This is a genomic window from Pseudomonas syringae CC1557, from assembly GCF_000452705.1.
Taxonomy (GTDB): Bacteria; Pseudomonadota; Gammaproteobacteria; order Pseudomonadales; family Pseudomonadaceae; genus Aquipseudomonas; species Aquipseudomonas syringae_F.
This window is the reverse complement of record NZ_CP007014.1, coordinates 5161443-5180911: the sequence shown is the minus strand read 5'-3', so window position 1 is coordinate 5180911 and position 19469 is coordinate 5161443. Positions and strand designations below refer to the sequence as shown.

The following is a 19469-nucleotide window of genomic DNA, read 5'->3' as shown; positions in this document are numbered from 1 at the left end:
ATGACTGACTGGCGTCCGTTAGCGTCCGTCTCGGGCATCGCCTTCGGCCTTTTCCTTTATCTCGGGTTGATTACCTTGCTGGGCAGCGCGTTGCGTTGGGAGCATTCGCTGTATGCGGCCATGATTGGAGCAGTCATCGGGGTTCTGTCTCTGAAGCTCATGCCGTGGACCGTTCATCTGGCCGGTTTGGTAGGAATGATTCTCGGGATTGCTGCAATGCTTTTGCTGGCAGGGTATATCTGGCCCGGCATGCCTTATGAATACGCTCTAAGCTACCTGTTGGTTGCTGGAATGGCCGGGATGGTGTTGGCGGGACTTATTGCTTCAATTGTGCTCAAGCATCGAGCGAATCAGCAAATGTGACCAAATGCTCACCCGCGACCACATTCCCGGTTTACCCGCTCGTTGCCACATCACATAATCGCGCTGAATCCTCCTTGGGAGACACCCTTGCCGAGCGCAGCCCCTTCATCGTCAGTTTTGCTGGTGCAGTTATCCGACAGCCACTTGTTCGCCGAGGCGGATGGCGCGTTGCTGGGCATGAGTACTCGCGACAGTCTGGAAAAAGTTGTTGATCGGGTGCTGGCCGAGCAGCCGCAGATTGATCTGGTGGTGGCCAGCGGGGATATTTCCCAGGATGGCAGCGTCGAGTCCTACGAAGCGTTTCGACAGATAAGCACGCGTATTGCTGCGCCAGCGCGCTGGTTCGCCGGTAATCACGACGAATTGCCACAGATGGAGCATGTTGCGCTGAGTGACGGGCTGCTTGAGCCGGTCATCGACATCGGTCAGTGGCGGGTGACGCTGCTGGATTCGGCGGTGCCCGGCTCGGTGCCGGGTTTTCTGGCTGCGCAGCAACTACAGTTGCTGGAACAGTCGTTGAGCGAAGCGCCTGACCGACATCATCTGGTCTGCCTGCACCACCATCCGGTGGCCATTGGCTGTGAATGGATGGCACCCATCGGTTTGCGCAACGCTGATGCATTGTTTGCGGTGCTGGATCGATTCCCGCAGGTCAAGGCTGTGCTCTGGGGGCATGTGCATCAGGAGTATGACCAGATGCGTAATGGCGTGCGCCTGCTCGCATCGCCCTCGACCTGTATTCAGTTCGCACCGCACAGCGTGGATTTCAAGGTCGATACGTCGGCGCCGGGCTATCGCTGGTTGCGGCTGCATGACAATGGGCGGCTGGAAACCGGGGTGTCCAGGGTCACGGGTATGCTGTTTGAAGTCGACGAGAGTGGCACTGGCTATTAAATGAGCCGTTCGACATGTTTCCGGTGAGGTGTTGTAGCCTGAGTCCCTGTAAACTGCACGGCTTTGCACTGCATTCGGGAGCGACAGCGTGATCAGCGACACACCTGCATTGCTGTATATCCATGGCCTGAACAGTTCGGCCCAGTCAGTAAAGGCCCGTCAACTGATCGCGCTGATGACCTCCTTGGGGCTGGCCGACCGGCTACAGGTTCCTGAGCTGCATCACCATCCGCGTCAGGCCATGCTTCAGCTTGAGTCCGCCATTGTCGAACTGGGGCGCCCATTACTGGTCGGCAGCTCCCTCGGCGGCTACTATGCGACTCATTTGGCGCAGCGCCACGGTCTCAAGGCCGTGCTGATCAACCCGGCGGTCAATCCGCACCAGCTGTTCGACGGGTTTCTGGGCATGCAGCAGAATCTGTACACAGGCGAGCAATGGCAGCTGACCGAAGATCACATTCAGGCGCTGGCCGAGCTGGAAGTTCCCGCTCCGCAAGACCCGCAGCAGTTTCAGGTGTGGTTGCAGACCGGTGACGAAACGCTCGATTACCGGCGCGCCGAGACGTTTTACCGGGCCTGTGCCTTGCGCATTCAGGCGGGCGGCGACCATAGCTTTCAGGGCTTTGCCGAGCGCTTGCCTGCGGTGTTGGGTTTTGCCGGGTTTGCACCGGAACTGCTGCAAAAGATCGACCTGTCGGCGCTGTAGGTGACTGATGCCCGGTCACATGAATGCAAGAACATTGAATCCCGAAATTCCATGAAAGATTGATAACGAGAACCCATGGCCACTCCCAGCGCTAGCTCTTATAACGCAGACGCCATCGAAGTCCTCTCGGGCCTCGATCCGGTTCGCAAACGTCCGGGCATGTACACCGATACCTCGCGGCCCAATCACCTGGCGCAGGAAGTCATCGACAACAGCGTCGACGAAGCCCTGGCCGGTCATGCGCGCTCGGTTCAGGTCATCCTGCACGCCGACAACTCTCTGGAAGTCTCCGACGACGGTCGTGGCATGCCGGTGGACATTCACCCCGAAGAGGGTGTGTCCGGTGTCGAGCTGATCCTCACCAAGCTGCACGCGGGCGGCAAGTTTTCCAACAAGAACTACCAGTTCTCCGGCGGCCTGCACGGCGTGGGCATTTCCGTGGTCAACGCGCTGTCCACCCAGGTCCGGGTGCGGGTCAAGCGTGACGGCAACGAATACGAGATGACCTTCGCCGATGGTTACAAGGCCACTGAGCTGGCCGTCATTGGCACCGTCGGCAAGCGCAACACGGGCACCAGCGTCTATTTCGCCCCCGATCCGAAGTATTTCGATACCCCCAAGTTCTCGGTCAGCCGTCTCAAGCACGTGCTCAAGGCCAAGGCTGTGCTGTGCCCCGGCCTGCTGGTCAGCTTTGAAGACAAAGCCTCGGGCGAGAAAGTCGAGTGGCATTACGAAGACGGCCTGCGCTCTTATCTACAGGATTCGGTGACCGACTTTCTGCGCCTGCCCGACGAGCCGTTCTGCGGCAGTTTTGCCGGTAACAAAGAAGCGGTGGACTGGGCGCTGCTCTGGTTGCCCGAAGGTGGCGACAGTGTGCAGGAAAGCTACGTCAACCTGATCCCGACTGCGCAGGGCGGCACTCACGTCAATGGCTTGCGCCAAGGCCTGCTGGATGCGATGCGCGAGTTCTGCGAGTTCCGCAATCTGTTGCCGCGTGGCGTGAAACTCGCGCCGGAAGACGTCTGGGAACGCATCGCCTTTGTGTTGTCGATGAAAATGCAGGAACCGCAGTTCTCCGGGCAGACCAAAGAACGTCTGTCGTCCCGTGAAGCGGCGGCGTTTGTCTCGGGGGTGGTCAAGGACGCGTTCAGTCTGTGGCTCAACACCCACTCCGAACTGGGCCTGCAACTGGCCGATCTGGCGATCAACAACGCCGGTCGTCGCCTGAAGGCCAGCAAGAAGGTCGAACGCAAACGCATCACCCAAGGGCCGGCGTTGCCAGGCAAGCTGGCTGATTGCGCCGGTCAGGACCCCGCGCGTTCCGAGCTGTTTCTGGTCGAAGGTGATTCTGCCGGTGGTTCGGCCAAGCAGGCGCGTGACAAGGAATTCCAGGCCATCCTGCCGCTGCGCGGCAAGATTCTGAACACCTGGGAAGTGGACGGCGGCGAAGTGCTTGCCAGTCAGGAAGTGCATAACATCGCCGTTGCCATTGGCGTCGATCCGGGCGCGGCCGATATCAGCCAGTTGCGCTACGGTAAAATCTGCATCCTCGCCGACGCCGACTCGGACGGTCTGCACATCGCCACATTGCTGTGCGCGCTGTTCGTCCAGCACTTCCGTCCGCTGGTCGACGCCGGGCATGTGTATGTCGCCATGCCTCCGCTGTACCGCATCGACCTGGGCAAGGAAATCTACTACGCGCTGGACGAAAGCGAGCGCGACGGGATCCTTGACCGTCTGGTGGCAGAAAAGAAACGTGGCAAGCCGCAGGTCACCCGATTCAAGGGCCTGGGTGAAATGAACCCGCCACAACTGCGCGAGACCACCATGGACCCGAACACGCGGCGTCTGGTGCAGCTCACTCTGGATGATTACGCAGCCACTGCGGAAATGATGGACATGCTGCTCGCCAAGAAGCGCGCCGGTGATCGCAAGTCCTGGCTTGAGTCGAAGGGCAACCTCGCCGAGGTTCTGACTTGATGCGAGCCTGGCTCGCCACGCTGGTCCTTGCTGTTCTGGCGTCTGCAGGCATGCCGGTTCTCGCCGCGCCGATCGAGGGCTTGAAGCTGCAATCCGAGCATCCGGTGGATGGCATGGTCGGTGGCAATCTGTCCGGACTGGCCATGTGCAATGGCCGGCTGTGGACGGTTTCCGACCGCGACGACAACCTGCTTTACAGTCTTGATGTCTCGGAAAACACCTGGAAGGCCGAGCCACACGCTATCGAGGCTCCGGCACCGCAGAGCTATCTGCCGCTGAAGCTGCGCTCGATGGCGGGTCTTTCAGCGGTGGTGCGCGGCGGCAACCTGGATTTCGAAGGTGTCAGTTGTGACGCTGCCGGTAATCGCTACCTGATCAGCGAAGCCTATGGCACGGTCCTCAAGGTTCCGGTCAGTGGCACGCCTTCGTGGTTGCCGCTGCCGAAAGAACTGATCGAGCAGGCGCGTGCGCAAGGTATGTTGCAACACTTCAACGCGATTTTCGAAGGCATCGCCGTGAATGCTGCAGGTGACCGCATCTGGCTGGCTGCCGAGCGTGAGAAACGCGGCTTGCTGGTGGTCAGGCTCGACCAGGATCGATGGACCTGTGGGCAAAGCTGTGTGTTGCTGTCCGAATCCGGTCTCGACACGTTGCCGCCAGAGCAGGGTGGCAAAAAAGTGTCCACGGATTTTTCTGATCTATCGTTGTACAACGGCAAGCTGTTCACGCTGGAGCGTGCGGTGTACCGCATCTGTCGGCGAGACCTGCAGACCGGGCAGGTTGAGCGTTGCTGGTCGTTCGCCAGGGAGGCAATGGTCCCTTCGCGCCGTTACGATCAACCTTATGGCCTGACGGAAGCGCTGGTGGTGGACGAGAGCGGTGCCTGGGTCGGCATAGACAATAACTTCGGTCTCCGCGCCGACGGCGAAAAGCGTCCGATTGTCTGGCGTTTTGCTGCGCCGAAAGCGGGCTGGAGTGAGGGTCAGTGAGCTCGTCAGCGAATCAGCCGCAGCCCGGCAGGCGCGCTGGCAAGGTGTTGATGCTCGTGGCCTGGGCGGCCGGTCTGTTTCTGGCGACGCGCTTTTTCGGCAGTTGGGAAGACAAGCAGCAGAACCCTAATGCAGTGGTCACCTCGCAACACGGTGACGGCTATATAGAAGTGCAACTGGCAGGCAATCGTCAGGGGCACTTTGTCAGTACCGGTCAGATCAATGGCCGGACGGTAGAATTCATGATCGACACCGGGGCGACCGACGTCGCCATCCCCGGTGAGATGGCTGATAGCCTTGGCCTGAAGCGCGGCCTGCCGGTCACGGTCAGCACCGCCAATGGCAACAGCCAGGGCTTTCGTACCACGCTGGACCGCCTGCAGCTGGGCGATATTGTTTTGAACAACGTGCGTGCGCTGGTAGCGCCTGGCCTGGAAGGCGAACAGGTGTTGCTCGGCATGAGCGCAATGAAACAACTCGAATTCACACAGCGCGGCGGCAACTTGCTGCTGCGCCAGTCAACGAAATAATGAGGCCCGCATGAGCGACTCCCTTGACCTCAGCCTGGATGGCGTAGAACGCCGATCACTGGCGGACTTCACCGAACAGGCCTACCTCAACTATTCCATGTACGTGATCATGGACCGTGCCTTGCCGCACATCGGCGACGGCCTGAAGCCTGTTCAGCGACGCATCATCTACGCGATGAGCGAGCTGGGCCTGGGCGCTGATGCCAAGCACAAGAAGTCGGCGCGTACCGTCGGCGACGTACTTGGCAAGTTTCACCCGCACGGCGACTCGGCCTGCTATGAAGCCATGGTGCTGATGGCCCAGCCGTTCAGCTATCGCTACACGCTGGTGGACGGGCAGGGTAACTGGGGTGCGCCGGATGATCCCAAATCCTTCGCCGCCATGCGTTACACCGAGGCGCGTCTGTCGCGCTATTCCGAAGTGCTGCTCAGCGAATTGGGCCAGGGCACTGCGGACTGGGTGCCGAACTTTGACGGCACGCTCGACGAACCGGCGGTGTTGCCTGCGCGGTTGCCGAACATTCTGCTCAATGGCACCACCGGCATTGCCGTCGGCATGGCCACTGACGTTCCACCGCACAACCTGCGCGAAGTCGCCAGCGCTTGCGTGCGTTTGCTGGACGACCCGAAGGCGACGATCCCCGAGCTGTGCGAGCACATTCTCGGCCCGGATTATCCGACCGAAGCGGAAATCATCACCCCGCGCGCCGACCTGCTGAAAATCTACGAGACGGGTCGTGGTTCGGTGCGTATGCGGGCTGTCTACCGTATCGAGGACGGTGACATTATCGTCACGTCGTTGCCGCATCAGGTGTCCGGTGCCAAGGTGCTGGAGCAGATCGCCGCGCAGATGCAGGCCAAAAAACTGCCGATGGTTGCCGACCTGCGTGACGAATCGGACCACGAAAACCCTTGCCGTATTGTCATCATCCCGCGCTCCAACCGGGTTGAGCTGGACGAACTGATGCAGCATCTGTTCGCCACCACCGAGCTGGAATCCAGCTACCGGGTGAACATCAACATCATCGGTCTGGACGGCAAGCCGCAACTCAAGAACCTCAAGACGCTGCTCAGCGAATGGCTGACCTTCCGTATCGGTACGGTGCGTCGTCGTCTGCAATTTCGTCTGGACAAGGTCGAGCATCGCCTGCATCTGTTGGACGGTTTGCTCACGGCGTACCTGAACCTGGATGAAGTGATTCACATCATCCGCACCGCCGAGCATCCCAAGGCAGAGCTGATCGCACGCTTTGGCCTGACTGAAATTCAGGCCGATTACATCCTCGATACCCGTCTGCGTCAGTTGGCGCGTCTGGAAGAGATGAAACTGCGCAGCGAGCAGGACGCGTTGCGCAAGGAACAAGCCAGGCTGCTGGCCTTGCTGGGCAGTGAAGCCAAGCTGCGCAAGCTGGTTCGCACCGAGCTGATCGCCGACGCTGAAACCTACGGCGACGACCGCCGTTCGCCCATCGTCGCCCGCGCCGAAGCCAAGGCGCTGTCTGAAAACGAGCTGATGCCGACCGAGCCGGTCACTGTGGTGCTCTCGGAAAAAGGCTGGGTGCGTTGCGCCAAAGGCCATGACATAGACGCTACGGGGCTTTCCTACAAGGCGGGGGATGGTTTCAAAACCTCTTCCATCGGCCGTTCCAACCAGTTTGCGGTGTTTATCGACTCGACCGGGCGCAGTTACTCGGTGCCTGCACACACCTTGCCGTCGGCACGCGGTCAGGGCGAACCGTTGACCGGCAAGCTGCAACCGCCACCGGGTGCGACGTTCGAGTGCGTATTGATGCCGGAAGATGACGCGCTGTACGTGATTGCGTCCGATGCCGGTTACGGTTTCGTGGTCAAAGGCGAAGATTTACAGGCCAAGAACAAGGCGGGTAAAGCGTTGTTGAGCTTGCCAGCGGGGGCCAGGGTCATTCTGCCGCGCCCCGTACCTGACCGTGAGCAGAACTGGTTGGCAGCGGTGACCACTGAAGGTCGCCTGTTGGTCTTTAAAATCAGCGATCTGCCGCAGTTGGGCAAAGGCAAGGGCAACAAGATCATTGGCATTCCCGGCGAGCGGGTCGCCAGTCGCGAGGAATATGTGACCGACCTTGCCGTCATCGCGCAAGGCGCTACGCTGGTCCTGCAGGCTGGCAAACGAACCCTTTCGCTCAAGCCTGAAGATCTCGAACATTACAAGGGCGAGCGTGGCCGACGGGGCAATAAACTGCCAAGGGGCTTCCAGCGCGTCGACGCGTTATTGGTGGAAAATAGCTGAAAACGTTGATCTGGCAACAGTGTTCTTCGTTTTGCCATGAAGTACGATGCATAATCGCTGGAGTCACGATGCATATTCACGGATGATATGAGGTCTTGGGGTGCATGCGTGGCTCTGTGCCTGCATGGGTCTTGAAAGCACTTATACCGTGGCCAGTCTCTGGGCGGCCACTTGGATGGGATGATGAACTTTTTACGTTTTCCCCTGATCCTGCTGATGACCGGCGTTCTGGGTCTGGCTGGTTGCAGTTCGCACCCGCCGACCGCGCTTTATCAGCTTGATAGCGGTGAGCCGGGTCAGCCGAAACAGAGTAGCGGTCTGGCAGTATTGCTGGGTCCTGTTTCGGTGGCCGACTATCTGCAACGCGAAACCCTTCTTCAACGCGAGCCCGATGGCACCTTGACCGTATCGCCCGACGGGCGCTGGGCGGGCAATCTGTCATCAGACATTGACCAGTTGCTGTTGCGACAACTGGCTTGGAAGCTGGACAGTCAGCGCGTCGTGATGGCGCCTGCAGTTGCCAATTTCACACCGGATGTCCAGGTTGTATTGTCGATTACCCGACTGGACTCCGGCGCCAGACAGCCTGCCGTTCTGGATGCGCAATGGCGCCTTCTGGACCGCAAGGGCCATGTTCGCGACAGCCGACTGGTGCACCTTGAACAGGTCCATTCCGGTAGCTCGGCCGATCAGGTCAAGGCGCAAGGCATGCTTTTGCAGCGCCTGGTCGATCAGGTCAGCACGGCAATCAAGCCGATTGCCTGGCAGCCACTGGATGAGCCAAAGAAAGTCCCGGTCGCGAAGGCCAAAGAGCCTGACAAGCCAAGAATGCCGTTGGCATCCCCTATACGTACCGATCTTGAAGTGTTCCGCTTCTAGGATCGGCCATCAGGTCATGCCACAACAAAAAGCCCGCAGCGATGCGGGCTTTTTGATTTTCTGCGTCAGAGGTCCGCGTAGAGCAAGAGCGTTAAGAACGGCATGCCGACGCGGAGCACTCATCTTTATAGACACGTTCTGATGAACCCGGAATACGTGCCTCTGCCCGCACGGCGTAGAAGCGGACTTGTCCGCGAAGAGGGCGGTACATTCAATGCATTTTCGTGTGTGGGAATACCGCCTTCGCGAACAAGTTCGCTCCTACGGCCTATGGGCACAGAATCAAAAGCGGACTTGTTTATAACGCTGAGCGTGGAACATGGGCACGAGAGGCCTGATCCATCAGACCTTGTTGGTTTCGTGCATGCGTGACAGCTGGCGTTCGAGCATTGACGGGTAGGGCTCCATCAGGCGTTCAACGCAGCAGGCGCCTTCGGGGCTGGCGATGGGGCGGATGCGGGCGCGTTGGCGGATCAGCGGATCATCGTTGATGCGTCGCTCTACCAGCAGCAGGTTGCGACTATGCTGTGACAACGCCAATGCATCCTGCGCAGTCTCGGTCAGCAGCAGGTCGATCTGGCTCAGATCGCTCAGGTTTTCACCCAGCGTCAGGCCCAGTTGCAGCTGCAAGGTGATGCCGCTGTCGGCGACTTCAATCTGCAAGGCATGACTCAGTGCCCGCAGCAGCTCGCCGCAGCAAATCGCATTGGTCAGGTAGTCTTCGCCGCTTTCGTGGCTGTGGAACAGCATCAGGGTGCTGCCGTCATTCAGGGTGTGCAGCTCACCTTCGTACAAGGAAGCAGCCTGATCGAGGCAGTCGCGATAACGTTGCAGCAGCTCGGTCAGACGGGCGCGCGGCAAGCGCCGCAATTGGTCCTGTGCGCCAAGCTGTACGGCCAGCACGGCGCTGTCGTGGGGCTCGCTCTGAACAGCAGAAGCGGCAGCAGGGCGGGCGGCCGGTGTGCTGCTCGACGTGTCACGCAGGTCCGCGAACGGATCTTCCTCGTCTTCTTCATCTTCTTCGGCAACGATGCGACGCTGCACGGGCGGTGCTGGCAAGCGAGGCTTTGGCTCGCTGGCTGCGGGTGTGCGTACCGAAACCGTTGGCGCAGGCTTTTCTTCTGGCTCCAGATACGGATCATCGTCCTGTTCGTCGTACTCTGCTTCAGGCTCGGGCTCGGGCTCGGGCTCTGGCTCAGGCGGCGCAAACGAGGTGCGCAACTGCCGGGCAAGGTCGCCGATTTCATCCTGACGGTCAGTGGCCGGGGTGTATGGGTCAATGTTGCGCAGCCAGATGCGCATCTGCATCAGCGGCGTGGAGATATGCCGCCCCAGGCGCAGGCTCAGGGCAAGCGCGAGTGCCAGCAGGATACCGGCCAGAATGCCCATGCTTTGCAGGCTGATGGTCAGCGGCTGCTGGAACTGCGACATGTCGAGGCTGATGCGCAGGTGACCCGCCATCGTGTCCTGGAAGGTTATCTTGATTTCATACAGGCCCTGCGCCTCACCCAGAATCCCGTTTTTCGGCCGCTGGCCAGCTTCCGCAAGAATACGGTTGTCCACGCTATAGATAGCGGCGTGCGCGACCAGCGGGTTTTTGACCAGATTGCCCAGCAGCACATTGAGACTGAGGATGTCGTTGGACACCAACAGCTCGGTAGCCGAGGTGGCGGTCTGGGTCGTCAGGGCCTGCCCCAGCGCATCAGCCTGTTCATGCATGGCCTGCTTGAACTGCAGGCCCATGACACCGGCGTAGATCACCAACGCCAAAGCGACCAGGATCACGTTATGGCTGGCAATGCGCAAAGCGATCGGTATCCGGCGATGACGCAGGGCACGAAAGATGAGCAGGAAGAAATTATCGGTTTTAACGGGCGTGGGCCGGTTCACAGAGCACGGCTCTTTCGGTGAAGTTGTCGCGCAGTATAACGAGCGACCCAGTAGCGGCAAAGCGCTGCCTGTGCCCGATGGTCACTGAATGTGGTTAGAATGCGTTTTTTTTCACTGCGGGGGTGCGCCTTGCGCGAAATCGTCCTGATTAACATCACTGGTGTCGACCGTCCCGGTCTCACCGCAGCCATCACCGGCGTCCTCGCCCAGGGTGGCGTGAACATTCTCGATATTGGTCAGGCGGTGATCCACGACACCCTGTCGTTCGGCATCCTGGTTGAAATTCCGGACACCGTCGAAGGCTCGTCCGTGCTCAAGGACATTCTGTTCACGGCCTACAAGCTGGATCAGCAGGTGCGCTTCACGGCGGTGTCCGAAGAGGATTATCAGCTGTGGGTCGACGGCCAGGGCAAGGCGCGGCACATCGTGACGCTGCTGACCCGCAAGGTCACTGCCGAGCAGTTGCAGTGCGTCAGTGCCATTACCGCGAAATACGGGCTGAATATCGATCAGATCGATCGCCTCTCCGGGCGCATGCCACTCGATACGCCTGCCGACAAAGGCAAGGGCTGCATCGAGTTCACCGTGCGCGGCGAGCCTGCCGACCCTAAAGCCATGCAGGCCGAGTTTCTTGCCGTGGCGCAGGAGCTGAACGTCGATATCGCTTTTCAGCAGGATTCACTGTTCCGCCGCAACCGCCGCCTGGCAGTGTTCGATATGGATTCGACCCTTATCGAAGCCGAAGTGATCGACGAACTGGCCAAGGCCGCAGGCGTCGGCGAGCAGGTTTCCGAGATCACCGAGCGGGCGATGCGCGGCGAGCTGGATTTCAGCGCAAGCTTCAAGGAGCGTCTGGCGCTGCTCAAGGGGCTGGACGTTAGCGTGCTGGATGAAATCGGTGCCTCGCTAAGGCTTACCGAGGGCGCTGAAACGCTGTTCGCCGAACTCAAGCGACTGGGCTACAAGACCGCGATTCTGTCGGGTGGCTTCACCTACTTTGCCAAACAGCTGCAAGCGCAACTGGGCATCGACTATGTATTCGCCAATGAGTTGGAAGTGGTCGACGGCAAGGTCACCGGCGTTGCTGTCGAGCCTATCGTCAATGCTGAGCGTAAAGCCGACCTGCTGCGCGAACTGGCGCACAAGGAAGGCTTGAGCCTTGAGCAAACCATCGCGGTCGGCGACGGGGCCAATGATCTGCCGATGCTGGCGATTGCAGGGCTGGGTGTGGCATTCCGTGCCAAGCCGTTGGTCAGGCAATCTGCGAAACAGGCGATTTCGACGTTGGGGCTGGACGGTGTGCTGTATTTGCTGGGCTTTCGCGATCGCGAAGCGCAACGCACTGCTCGGTAACGAAGAGGCGGGTGCCGTTCGTAGTCGTCGTGATTCGCTGATGGATTGCGACGGCTAGAGCGTGCCCCACAATGAGTCGAATTCCTGCCCAGGCTTCGGCTTCTCGCTTTCCGCAACCCTCGGTGCGTCGTACATCTGATACTCGAACTGGTTGTAACTGGCGCTGCTGATGCGCCGATTGTTCAGTGAGGCTCGTCGTTCCTCGCCATTGACGTTGATCATCACTTTGCTGCCTTCCTGAAACGGCAGGCGCGGCGCGAGCACGGTCGGCGGTTTGTCCATGGCGCGCACTTCCGGCAGCATCAAGGTACGCAGGTACTGGCTGTTCTGTTGCTCACGGATCAACTGCATGCCGCACGGCTGGGCAAAAGGCGCGATCAATTCGATGCCCATCTGGGTGCCGCCGCTGCGTACCTGGCGAACCCAGCGCACGATGGCCACGCTCCAGCCCTGGCCAGCATCGTCCTGAATACCCACCAGTTCGCCCGCCTGCAATTGTTGTGGCACATCTTTCTGCCACGCCAGGCAATAACCGCCAGGGCTGTGATTGACGATGTTCAGGTCAAACGTCGGGAACGTGTGCTGACCGTTGGAAAGCGCTTCAGTGTCGCCGTCGATCTTCGGGTATTCGATCTCTTCATACGGCAGCAAGACAGATGAGGTGTTGCCGCGCTGTGTGTCGAAAGCCGAAGACCAGGGATCATCCTCGGAGTCGTTGGCCATCTTGAGCGAAAAGCTCGCCACGCTGGTCGCGCTGCTCAACTGCAGCAGCTCGCTGAACGATTTCTGACCGGCGACGTAATAATGCAAAGCGCTCATGCCGATGCACAGTTTCAGCGTGCCTTGCCCGGCGGTGCGCTGGAAGACGCGTTCGGCCACATCGCCCCAGGCCGCTGCCAGATGCTGCAGCAGATCGGTATTGATGCCGGTCGGTATCAAGAGTCTGGAGGGTGAGCGTTGATCATCCGGCAGGGCCAGATACTGATTGATTGCTTCCGCCAGCGCAGAGGTATTGATGCCGAGCAAGCGGGGCATCTGCTCGCCAGTGAACAGCGTGCTGTACAGCGGCGGCTTGTCAGCCGTGGCGTCCAGTGCAAACAGGCTGCTTTCTTCAGCAGGGGATTGCAGCTTGACCAGCGGGCTCCAGGCTTCAAGCGCGTCGGCCAGCTTGCCGATATTCAGCTGGCGCATCTGGTTGCAGCGAGAGCAGCCCATCAGCAAGGCAATCACGTAGGTCTGTTCGACGCTCAGCGCTTTGGTGTGGTGAGCCAGAGGCTCGTCGATCATTGCGTAATGCAGCCCGTAATGACGGGCGATCTGATAAATCTGGTGAATTTCGAGCCAGAGCCCTTCCTGCACCGGGCAGTAGAGCTGATTGGCGCGGATCAGCGGTCCGTTGAGGCCATGCAGCGCGCGTTGCAGCGCGGTGCCGAGCAGGCCGCTCTGATCCTTGCTGTAACGCGCTGCGACCTGCTGAATAATCTGTTTGTAGCCGGTCGCCAGGTGGTTTTGCAGGGTCTGGCAAAGATTGGCAACCTTGCGCGGCCGCTCGTCGAGCACGATGGCCTGGTTGAGAAAGTGACGCTCAAGGTGCTTGCAGACGAAGTACACCTCGGGGCGTAGCAGTTCAAGCAGTTGCAGACGGTTGTCACTGGGGGTAACGAGCTGGTTCAGCTCGGTCAGACCTTGATACAGCTGGCGCGCCATCTCTCCGAGATTGGCCTTGGGCAGCCTGGAGATCCAGCGTTTCAGGTCGCGCGGAGTGGCTTCACAGAATGTCAGGCTCGACTGCGTTGGCGTAGGAGCACGCAACAACAGAGGGAGGCTAAAATTGCTCATGTGAAATGCAGACTCCAACGAGACTCACTGGAACGGGCGGTGGCATATAAGTGGGTGACTGACATTATGGTGCAGTACAAATGTGTCCAGGGTACGTCGCAAATTTGCGAAGCATCCTACAGCACCGAATGAGCGACTCTACCAGTATCGGTGAAACCCTGCAGCAAGTGTGGCTTTATGCCAGCTTTGCTCCATTATGACGCTGCATGGGCGCTGCCGTTCAGGCAGTGCCCATGTATTTTTCAGCTTCAGACAGCTATCGGTCATCAGCCTTGTTTCGGAACAGCCAATGCCTGGCCCATCTGTACGCTGGAACCGGCCTTCAACTGTTCGGCCCATTGCACCTGGTTCGGCCCGAACAGCACGATGGCGGTAGAACCCAACTTGAAGCGACCCATCTCTGCGCCTTTCTCCAGATGGATCGGCGCACGTGCCGCTTCGTCGTAACGGAAAGTTTTCAGTTCACGCTTGGGCGGCGTGACCAGCCCTGCCCAGACCGTTTCGACCGACGCCACGATCATTGCGCCGACCAGCACCAGGGCCATCGGGCCGCGTTCGGTGTCAAACAGGCAAACCACGCGCTCGTTACGGGCGAACAGCTCCGGTACGTTTTCAGCGGTGGTCTGGTTGACGGAAAAGATGCGACCCGGCACGTAGACCATTTCACGCAGCGTACCGGCCAGTGGCATGTGCACGCGGTGGTAATCCTTCGGCGACAGGTAGACCGTGGCGAACTCGCCGCCCATGAAAGGCGCAGAAAGCTTCGGATCGCCGCCCAGCAACTCAAGGACGCTGAAGCTATGCCCCTTGGCCTGGAAGATCCGGCCATGATCGATCGGGCCCAGTTGACTGATTGTACCGTCGGCGGGCGACAGGATCGCGCGTGGCGTGGAATCCAGCGGACGTGCGTCGGGTTTCAGGGCCCGGGTGAAAAAGGCGTTGAAGTGCTCGTAGGAGGTCATGTCTTCGACCAGCGCCTGCGACATGTCTACCTGATAGCGGCGGGCGAACCAGGCGGTGAATGCGTTCTTGAACCAGCGCACGCGGCATTCGGCGACACAGCCAGCCAGTCGTGACAGCAAGTGGTGCGGCAAGAGGTACTGACTGAGAATAAACAGACGGTCTTTCATTGAGGGTCCTGAAGAGGAGGTTCCTGAAAACGAGTGTCCTGAAGACGTTTGCGAGCTCCGGCCCGGCTCGGGGGCGCGAACCGGTTCGACCGCTTCGACTGGCGGGACTGGCCGGGCGGGTTCTACAGGCTCAACGGGCGCTGAAACCACTGCGGGTATTTCCACCGGGGTTTCCGGATGATTGCCCCATTCGCCCCACGAGCCGGCGTATGCCTTGACCCTTGGATAACCCAGCGCTTTCGCCACCAGATAGGTAAAACCCGAACGGTGGTGGGTCTGGCAATGGGTAATCACTTCCTTGTCGGGAGTGATGCCCAGGTCGCGCAGAATCTGTGGCATGTCTTGACGAATGCGCAGGTTGCGCGCCTTGTCCATGCCCTCGGTCCATTCGAAGTTGACGGCACCAGGGATGTGCCCGCCTTTGGCTGCAACCACTTTTTCGCCTGAGTACTCGGTCGGGCCGCGCGCGTCCCAGATAGCCAGATCGGCTGCGCCCAGGCGGCTTTGCAGGTATTCACGGGTGGCGGTCGGTTCGTCGTGCAGCGTCAGCGTTACCGGGCCGCCCGCAACCGACGGCACCTCGGTGCTCAGTGGCAACGATTCGGCTTCCCAGGCCAGCAGGCCGCCGTCCAGATAGTGGTAGCGCGTGTGGCCAATGACATCCAGCAGCCAGATAAAACGCCCGGCCCAGCCGCCGCCTTCGTCATCGTAGACCACATAGACCGCATCGGGGTTGTGGCCCAGCTCGCCGAACAATTGCTCAAGACCGGCGTGCTCCGGCAGCAGGCCAGGCGCAGGTGGTTTGCCCAGTTGCGTGCGTTTCGGATCGACAAAGCGGGCGCCGCGAATGTGCCCGGCTTCGTAGCGAGCGCTGCTGGTCAGATCCACCAGGATCAGTTCAGGAGCATCAAGGCGCTGAAGCAGATCGTTGGGTTCTATGACCAGCGACAAGCCAGTGAATTCGGACATTTGCAGCCTCCGGAGGAAAGAAAGGGGCGAATTGTACGCCAGGCCTCACGCTTTGCGATGACTAAAGATACCAAGTGCCCGCTCAATACATTGCGCGATTTTTCCGAATGCCTGAACGGAAATTTCCGACAGGACACCGCCACCCTGGTCAGCGACGACCAGCAGCATGACCTTGCCGTTATTGCTCAGCGAGCGAATCAGCCAGTGCTGGCCGCTGAACAGTGTCTTGAGCGGTGCGGGCAGCAAGGCCGAAAACTGCGCATTGTTGGCTGGCGTCATACGCAGCTGGGTCGGCTGGGTCAGCAGGCGTTGCAGCACGGTGCTTTCCTTGACGAACAGCTGCAAGGTGGCGGCGTCCTGAGGCAGACCGGCAAGCTGATTGACCCGCAGCACCGATGAGGTCTTGTCCAGCATCAGCAGCATGACCCGTTCCATACCGCACGCCATGAACGCATCACGAGCAGAGGTGGTCAGGTGCATCGCATTGATGAACGGGCTCGGCTCCTGCAACAGCTCGGCGCACTGCTTGCGCCATAACTGCAGAGCGTCGGCCGATGGCGGTGGCGTGGGTTCGTTATCGCGCCTGACGCGACGCGCATCCCACGGCCAGATCAGCGATTCTGCCGGGTGCCAGAGATCGTTTTCCGCATGAATGCGCGCGCTGCTGGCCGCGTTCTGGTGCGCCTGTTGCTGCACCTCGCTCAGCGGTTGTTGCAGATAAAGGCTGGTCAGTCGCTCCCAGCGCAGGCAGTGCGGGCTGTTCCAGGCCTGTTGTGCCGCCAGCGCCAGGCCATTGCCCAGCAACACGGTATTGGCGGGCTGATTCAGCCAGCGGCGCAGGTTGGGGTCCGCGTCCATCAGCTGTTGCTGTTCCAGCGGGCTGCGGTCTTCACGGGCGATGCGCAGCGTCTTGGCCAGCTCGCGTCGTTCATTGATCAGCAGCTTGTAGCCACGGGTGACCCAGATCGGCAGGCGCCAGAACTCGGCCAGCGCCAGGCACAAGTCCAGCAGGTTGACGCCGAACAGCTCTTTTTCCACCGCGTCGCTGGAGTGTCCCTTGTGGATAACCCGTACTTCCAGCTCTTCCAGCAATTTTGGATAGGCCAGTGCCATGGGCCAAAGCGGCGCGAGGAACAGCAGGCTGCCCAGATGGATGTCCTGCCAGAGCCGCGCAAGCCGGCTGGCAAACAGCCCGTTGGCCTGTTGCGTGGCGTGCTGACTGACCAGAATCAGCTGGCGATAGGCGGTGGGGATTTCTTCGGGCGGTTTGGCTGGCAGGCGACCCAGCAGGGTTTCGGTGCGCGCCAGACCCAGGCGGTTGATCGCGATCTCCAGGCTTTCAGCCTGCTCGGTCATCCCATGGGTATGATGATTGGCCTCGCGCATCACACTCAGCACCAAGGCAGGGCTTTCCTGCATCATTTCGGCTATTTCACGCAGCGAACGGCGGCTGTCGTTGAGTGCTGAACGAACGTGCGCATGATTGGCGGCAGGAACCGGCAACGCGATACCGTCGAGTTGTTTGACCCAGGCATCAAGCGTTTTTGGAGCCAGGTGATGTGGTGCGCGTGCTGTCGGCATTCGGTGGCCTGTACGACTGATTATCTGGGCTGGAGGGCTGCCAGTGTGCAGGGCGGCCCGGCCATTTTCACCCTTTGATTGGCAGGGCAAAACGGTTTTTCACAAGAACCGGCTATAGTCTGGCTCAGATGGGCCGATAAGGAGAAGAAGAGTTTCAAGAACTTCCGCACTGTCCCTGAACCCGACTCAGTAAAGTATTTTTTCCTATGGCTAAAATAATCGGCATCATTGTCGTCATCGCGAGCATCCTCGGCGGATATGTTCTGTCCCATGGCAAGATCATGGCGCTGTTCCAGCCCTATGAGGTCTTGATCATCGGCGGGGCTGCGCTGGGCGCGTTTCTCCAGGCTAACCCTGGCTACATGACCATGCACGTGGTCAAGAAGTCGCTGAAGATGTTCGGCACGCGCTTCACGCATGCCTATTACCTCGAAGTGCTGGGTCTGGTCTACGAGATCCTCAACAAGAGCCGTCGCGAAGGCATGATGGCGATTGAAGGGGATATCGAAGATGCCTCCTCCAGCCCGATCTTCGCCAAATACCCAGGTGTCCTGAAAGATGAGCGCATGACCGCGTACATCTGCGATTACCTGCGCATCATGTCGTCTGGCAACATGGCTCCCCACGAGCTTGAAGGCCTGTTCGATATGGAATTGCTGAGCATGAAAGAAGAGCTTGAGCATCCTTCCCACGCTGTTACCGGTGTCGCTGATGGCATGCCCGGCTTCGGCATTGTGGCGGCGGTACTGGGGATCGTGGTGACCATGGCCTCTCTGGGTTCTGGCGACAAGGCTGCCATTGGCATGCACGTAGGTGCTGCGCTGGTGGGTACGTTCTTCGGTATTCTCGCCGCCTACGGTTTCTTCGGCCCGCTGGCCACTTGCCTTGCGCACGATGCCAAGGAAGAAATGAACGTTTACGAGAGCATCAAGGCGTCGCTGGTGGCTTCGGCCTCGGGCATGCCGCCTTCGCTGGCTGTCGAGTTCGGCCGCAAGGTTCTGTATCCATTGCATCGCCCCAGCTTCAGTGAGCTGGAACAAGCGGTTCGCGGTCGCTAAGTCATGGAAAATAATCAGCCGATAATCATCAAGCGCGTCAAGCGCTTCGGTGGCGGACACCACGGTGGCGCCTGGAAAATCGCTTTCGCTGACTTCGCGACAGCCATGATGGCGTTCTTCCTGGTGCTGTGGCTGATGTCGTCTGCTACCCCTGAGCAGTTGCTGGCGGTAGCCGGCTATTTCAAGGACCCTGTCGGTTTTTCGGACAGCGGTTCGCCGTACGTGATCGACCTGGGTGGTTCGCCGGAAATGTCGCCCAACCAGACCCTCAACCCCGAGGTCAAGACCACGCCGTCGCCGGACACTGTGCCCATCGAGGCCGAGACGTCGGAAGCCAAGGCCGAGGCGGTCGAGCAGGAGCGTCTGGAGATGCTGTTGCAGGAACTGCAGAACAAGGTCGAGGAAAACCCGCAACTGCAGAAATTCAAGGACCAGATTCTGTTCGAGATCACTCAGGACGGCTTGCGTATCCAGATCATGGATGCCGAAAACCGGCCGATGTTCGACTCGGGCAGTGCACGTCTCAAGCCTTACTTCGAAGACATTCTGCTAGCGTTGGCCGACACCATCAAAAGCGTGCCCAACAAAGTCAGCATCAGCGGTCACACCGATGCGACGCCCTTTGTGGGCAGTGGCGGGTTCGGCAACTGGGAACTGTCGGCCAACCGCGCCAATGCTGCTCGTCGCGCGCTGGTTGCCGGGACGTATCCGGATTCACAGGTGGCCAGGGTGGTGGGTTATGCCTCGTCGGCGCTGTATGACCATGAGAACCCTACCAATCCTGTCAATCGCCGCATCGATATCGTGGTCTTGACCAAGAAGGCTCAGCATCGTATCGAAGGCGATCAGAACTCCGGCGGTGCGCCACCTGCCAAGCCAGCGGAACCAGCAGCAGCACCAGCGGCAGCACCACCTGCTGCTCCGGGAGCTTCGACCGCTAGCCCGCCCGATCCGCAGGCCTATGCACAGCCGCACGAGATCCGGCAGAAGCTGAACATCTTCGACGACGGTAAGCTGCGTGTCGAACCCGCTCAGAACTGAA

General features: G+C 59.8%; 15 protein-coding genes and 1 pseudogene. 11 read left to right on the top strand and 5 right to left on the bottom strand.

The features are described 5' to 3' along the window. The 8 genes from N018_RS22865 (at position 1) to N018_RS22830 (ending at position 8607) form a co-directional block, all read left to right on the top strand. Complete coding sequence (locus N018_RS22865) at positions 1–363, top strand: hypothetical protein (RefSeq protein ID WP_025390827.1); 363 nt, start codon at positions 1–3, stop codon at positions 361–363. 87 nt (positions 364–450) lie between these two features. After that, positions 451–1257: a 3',5'-cyclic-AMP phosphodiesterase gene (gene cpdA, locus N018_RS22860; RefSeq protein WP_032632628.1), complete on the top strand. Its 807-nt coding sequence runs from the start codon at positions 451–453 to the stop codon at positions 1255–1257. 88 nt (positions 1258–1345) lie between these two features. Next, positions 1346–1963 carry a YqiA/YcfP family alpha/beta fold hydrolase gene (locus N018_RS22855; RefSeq protein WP_025390826.1) on the top strand — a complete coding sequence of 206 codons (618 nt, stop codon included), beginning with the start codon at positions 1346–1348 and terminating at the stop codon, positions 1961–1963. Between the two features lie 75 nt (positions 1964–2038). Continuing rightward, positions 2039–3943 (top strand): DNA topoisomerase IV subunit B, encoded by a 1905-nt coding sequence (parE, locus tag N018_RS22850; RefSeq protein WP_025390825.1) that lies wholly within the window; start codon positions 2039–2041, stop codon positions 3941–3943. Beyond that, positions 3943–4932: an esterase-like activity of phytase family protein gene (locus N018_RS22845; RefSeq protein ID WP_025390824.1), complete on the top strand. Its 990-nt coding sequence runs from the start codon at positions 3943–3945 to the stop codon at positions 4930–4932. Before parE ends, N018_RS22845 begins: the two co-directional genes overlap by 1 nt. Next, positions 4929–5462, top strand: a complete 534-nt coding sequence (locus N018_RS22840; protein WP_024644771.1) for a retropepsin-like aspartic protease family protein — start codon at positions 4929–4931, stop codon at positions 5460–5462. Before N018_RS22845 ends, N018_RS22840 begins: the two co-directional genes overlap by 4 nt. Positions 5463–5472: 10 nt before the next feature. Beyond that, on the top strand, positions 5473–7728 hold the full coding sequence (gene parC, locus N018_RS22835; protein WP_024644772.1) for a DNA topoisomerase IV subunit A: 2256 nt from the start codon (positions 5473–5475) through the stop codon (positions 7726–7728). A gap of 183 nt (positions 7729–7911) precedes the next feature. Next, positions 7912–8607, top strand: coding sequence for a PqiC family protein (locus N018_RS22830; RefSeq protein ID WP_024644773.1), 696 nt, complete (start codon positions 7912–7914; stop codon positions 8605–8607). Between the two features lie 342 nt (positions 8608–8949). Here N018_RS22830 and N018_RS22825 read toward each other — a convergent pair whose 3' ends face one another. Beyond that, positions 8950–10497, bottom strand: a complete 1548-nt coding sequence (locus N018_RS22825; protein ID WP_025390823.1) for a HAMP domain-containing protein — start codon at positions 10495–10497, stop codon at positions 8950–8952. A 129-nt stretch (positions 10498–10626) separates the two neighbouring features. On the opposite strand from N018_RS22825, the gene serB reads away from it, so the two are divergent. Next, positions 10627–11850 (top strand): phosphoserine phosphatase SerB, encoded by a 1224-nt coding sequence (gene serB / locus N018_RS22820; RefSeq protein ID WP_025390822.1) that lies wholly within the window; start codon positions 10627–10629, stop codon positions 11848–11850. Between the two features lie 54 nt (positions 11851–11904). Here the strand turns inward: serB and N018_RS22815 are convergent, their stop codons facing one another. The 4 genes and pseudogenes from N018_RS22815 to N018_RS22805 form a co-directional block, all read right to left on the bottom strand. Then, the gene (locus tag N018_RS22815) at positions 11905–13689 is read right to left on the bottom strand and encodes a hypothetical protein (protein ID WP_024644776.1); all 1785 of its coding nucleotides are present in this window, start codon (positions 13687–13689) and stop codon (positions 11905–11907) included. 266 nt (positions 13690–13955) lie between these two features. Further along, positions 13956–14819, bottom strand: a complete 864-nt coding sequence (gene asd / locus N018_RS28220) for an archaetidylserine decarboxylase (RefSeq protein WP_025390821.1) — start codon at positions 14817–14819, stop codon at positions 13956–13958. A gap of 156 nt (positions 14820–14975) precedes the next feature. Then, positions 14976–15788 (bottom strand): annotated as a pseudogene (locus N018_RS28215) (rhodanese-like domain-containing protein); the annotation flags it as partial. Between the two features lie 45 nt (positions 15789–15833). Continuing rightward, positions 15834–17369 carry an HDOD domain-containing protein gene (locus N018_RS22805; RefSeq protein WP_025390820.1) on the bottom strand — a complete coding sequence of 512 codons (1536 nt, stop codon included), beginning with the start codon at positions 17367–17369 and terminating at the stop codon, positions 15834–15836. 206 nt (positions 17370–17575) lie between these two features. Between N018_RS22805 and motA the strand changes: the two genes are divergently transcribed. After that, entirely contained in the window at positions 17576–18427 is an 852-nt protein-coding gene (motA, locus tag N018_RS22800) for a flagellar motor stator protein MotA (RefSeq protein WP_024644779.1), read from the top strand. Positions 18428–18430: 3 nt separating this feature from the next. Continuing rightward, positions 18431–19468 carry a flagellar motor protein MotB gene (gene motB, locus N018_RS22795; RefSeq protein WP_025390819.1) on the top strand — a complete coding sequence of 346 codons (1038 nt, stop codon included), beginning with the start codon at positions 18431–18433 and terminating at the stop codon, positions 19466–19468. Position 19469: the final 1 nt, after the last annotated feature.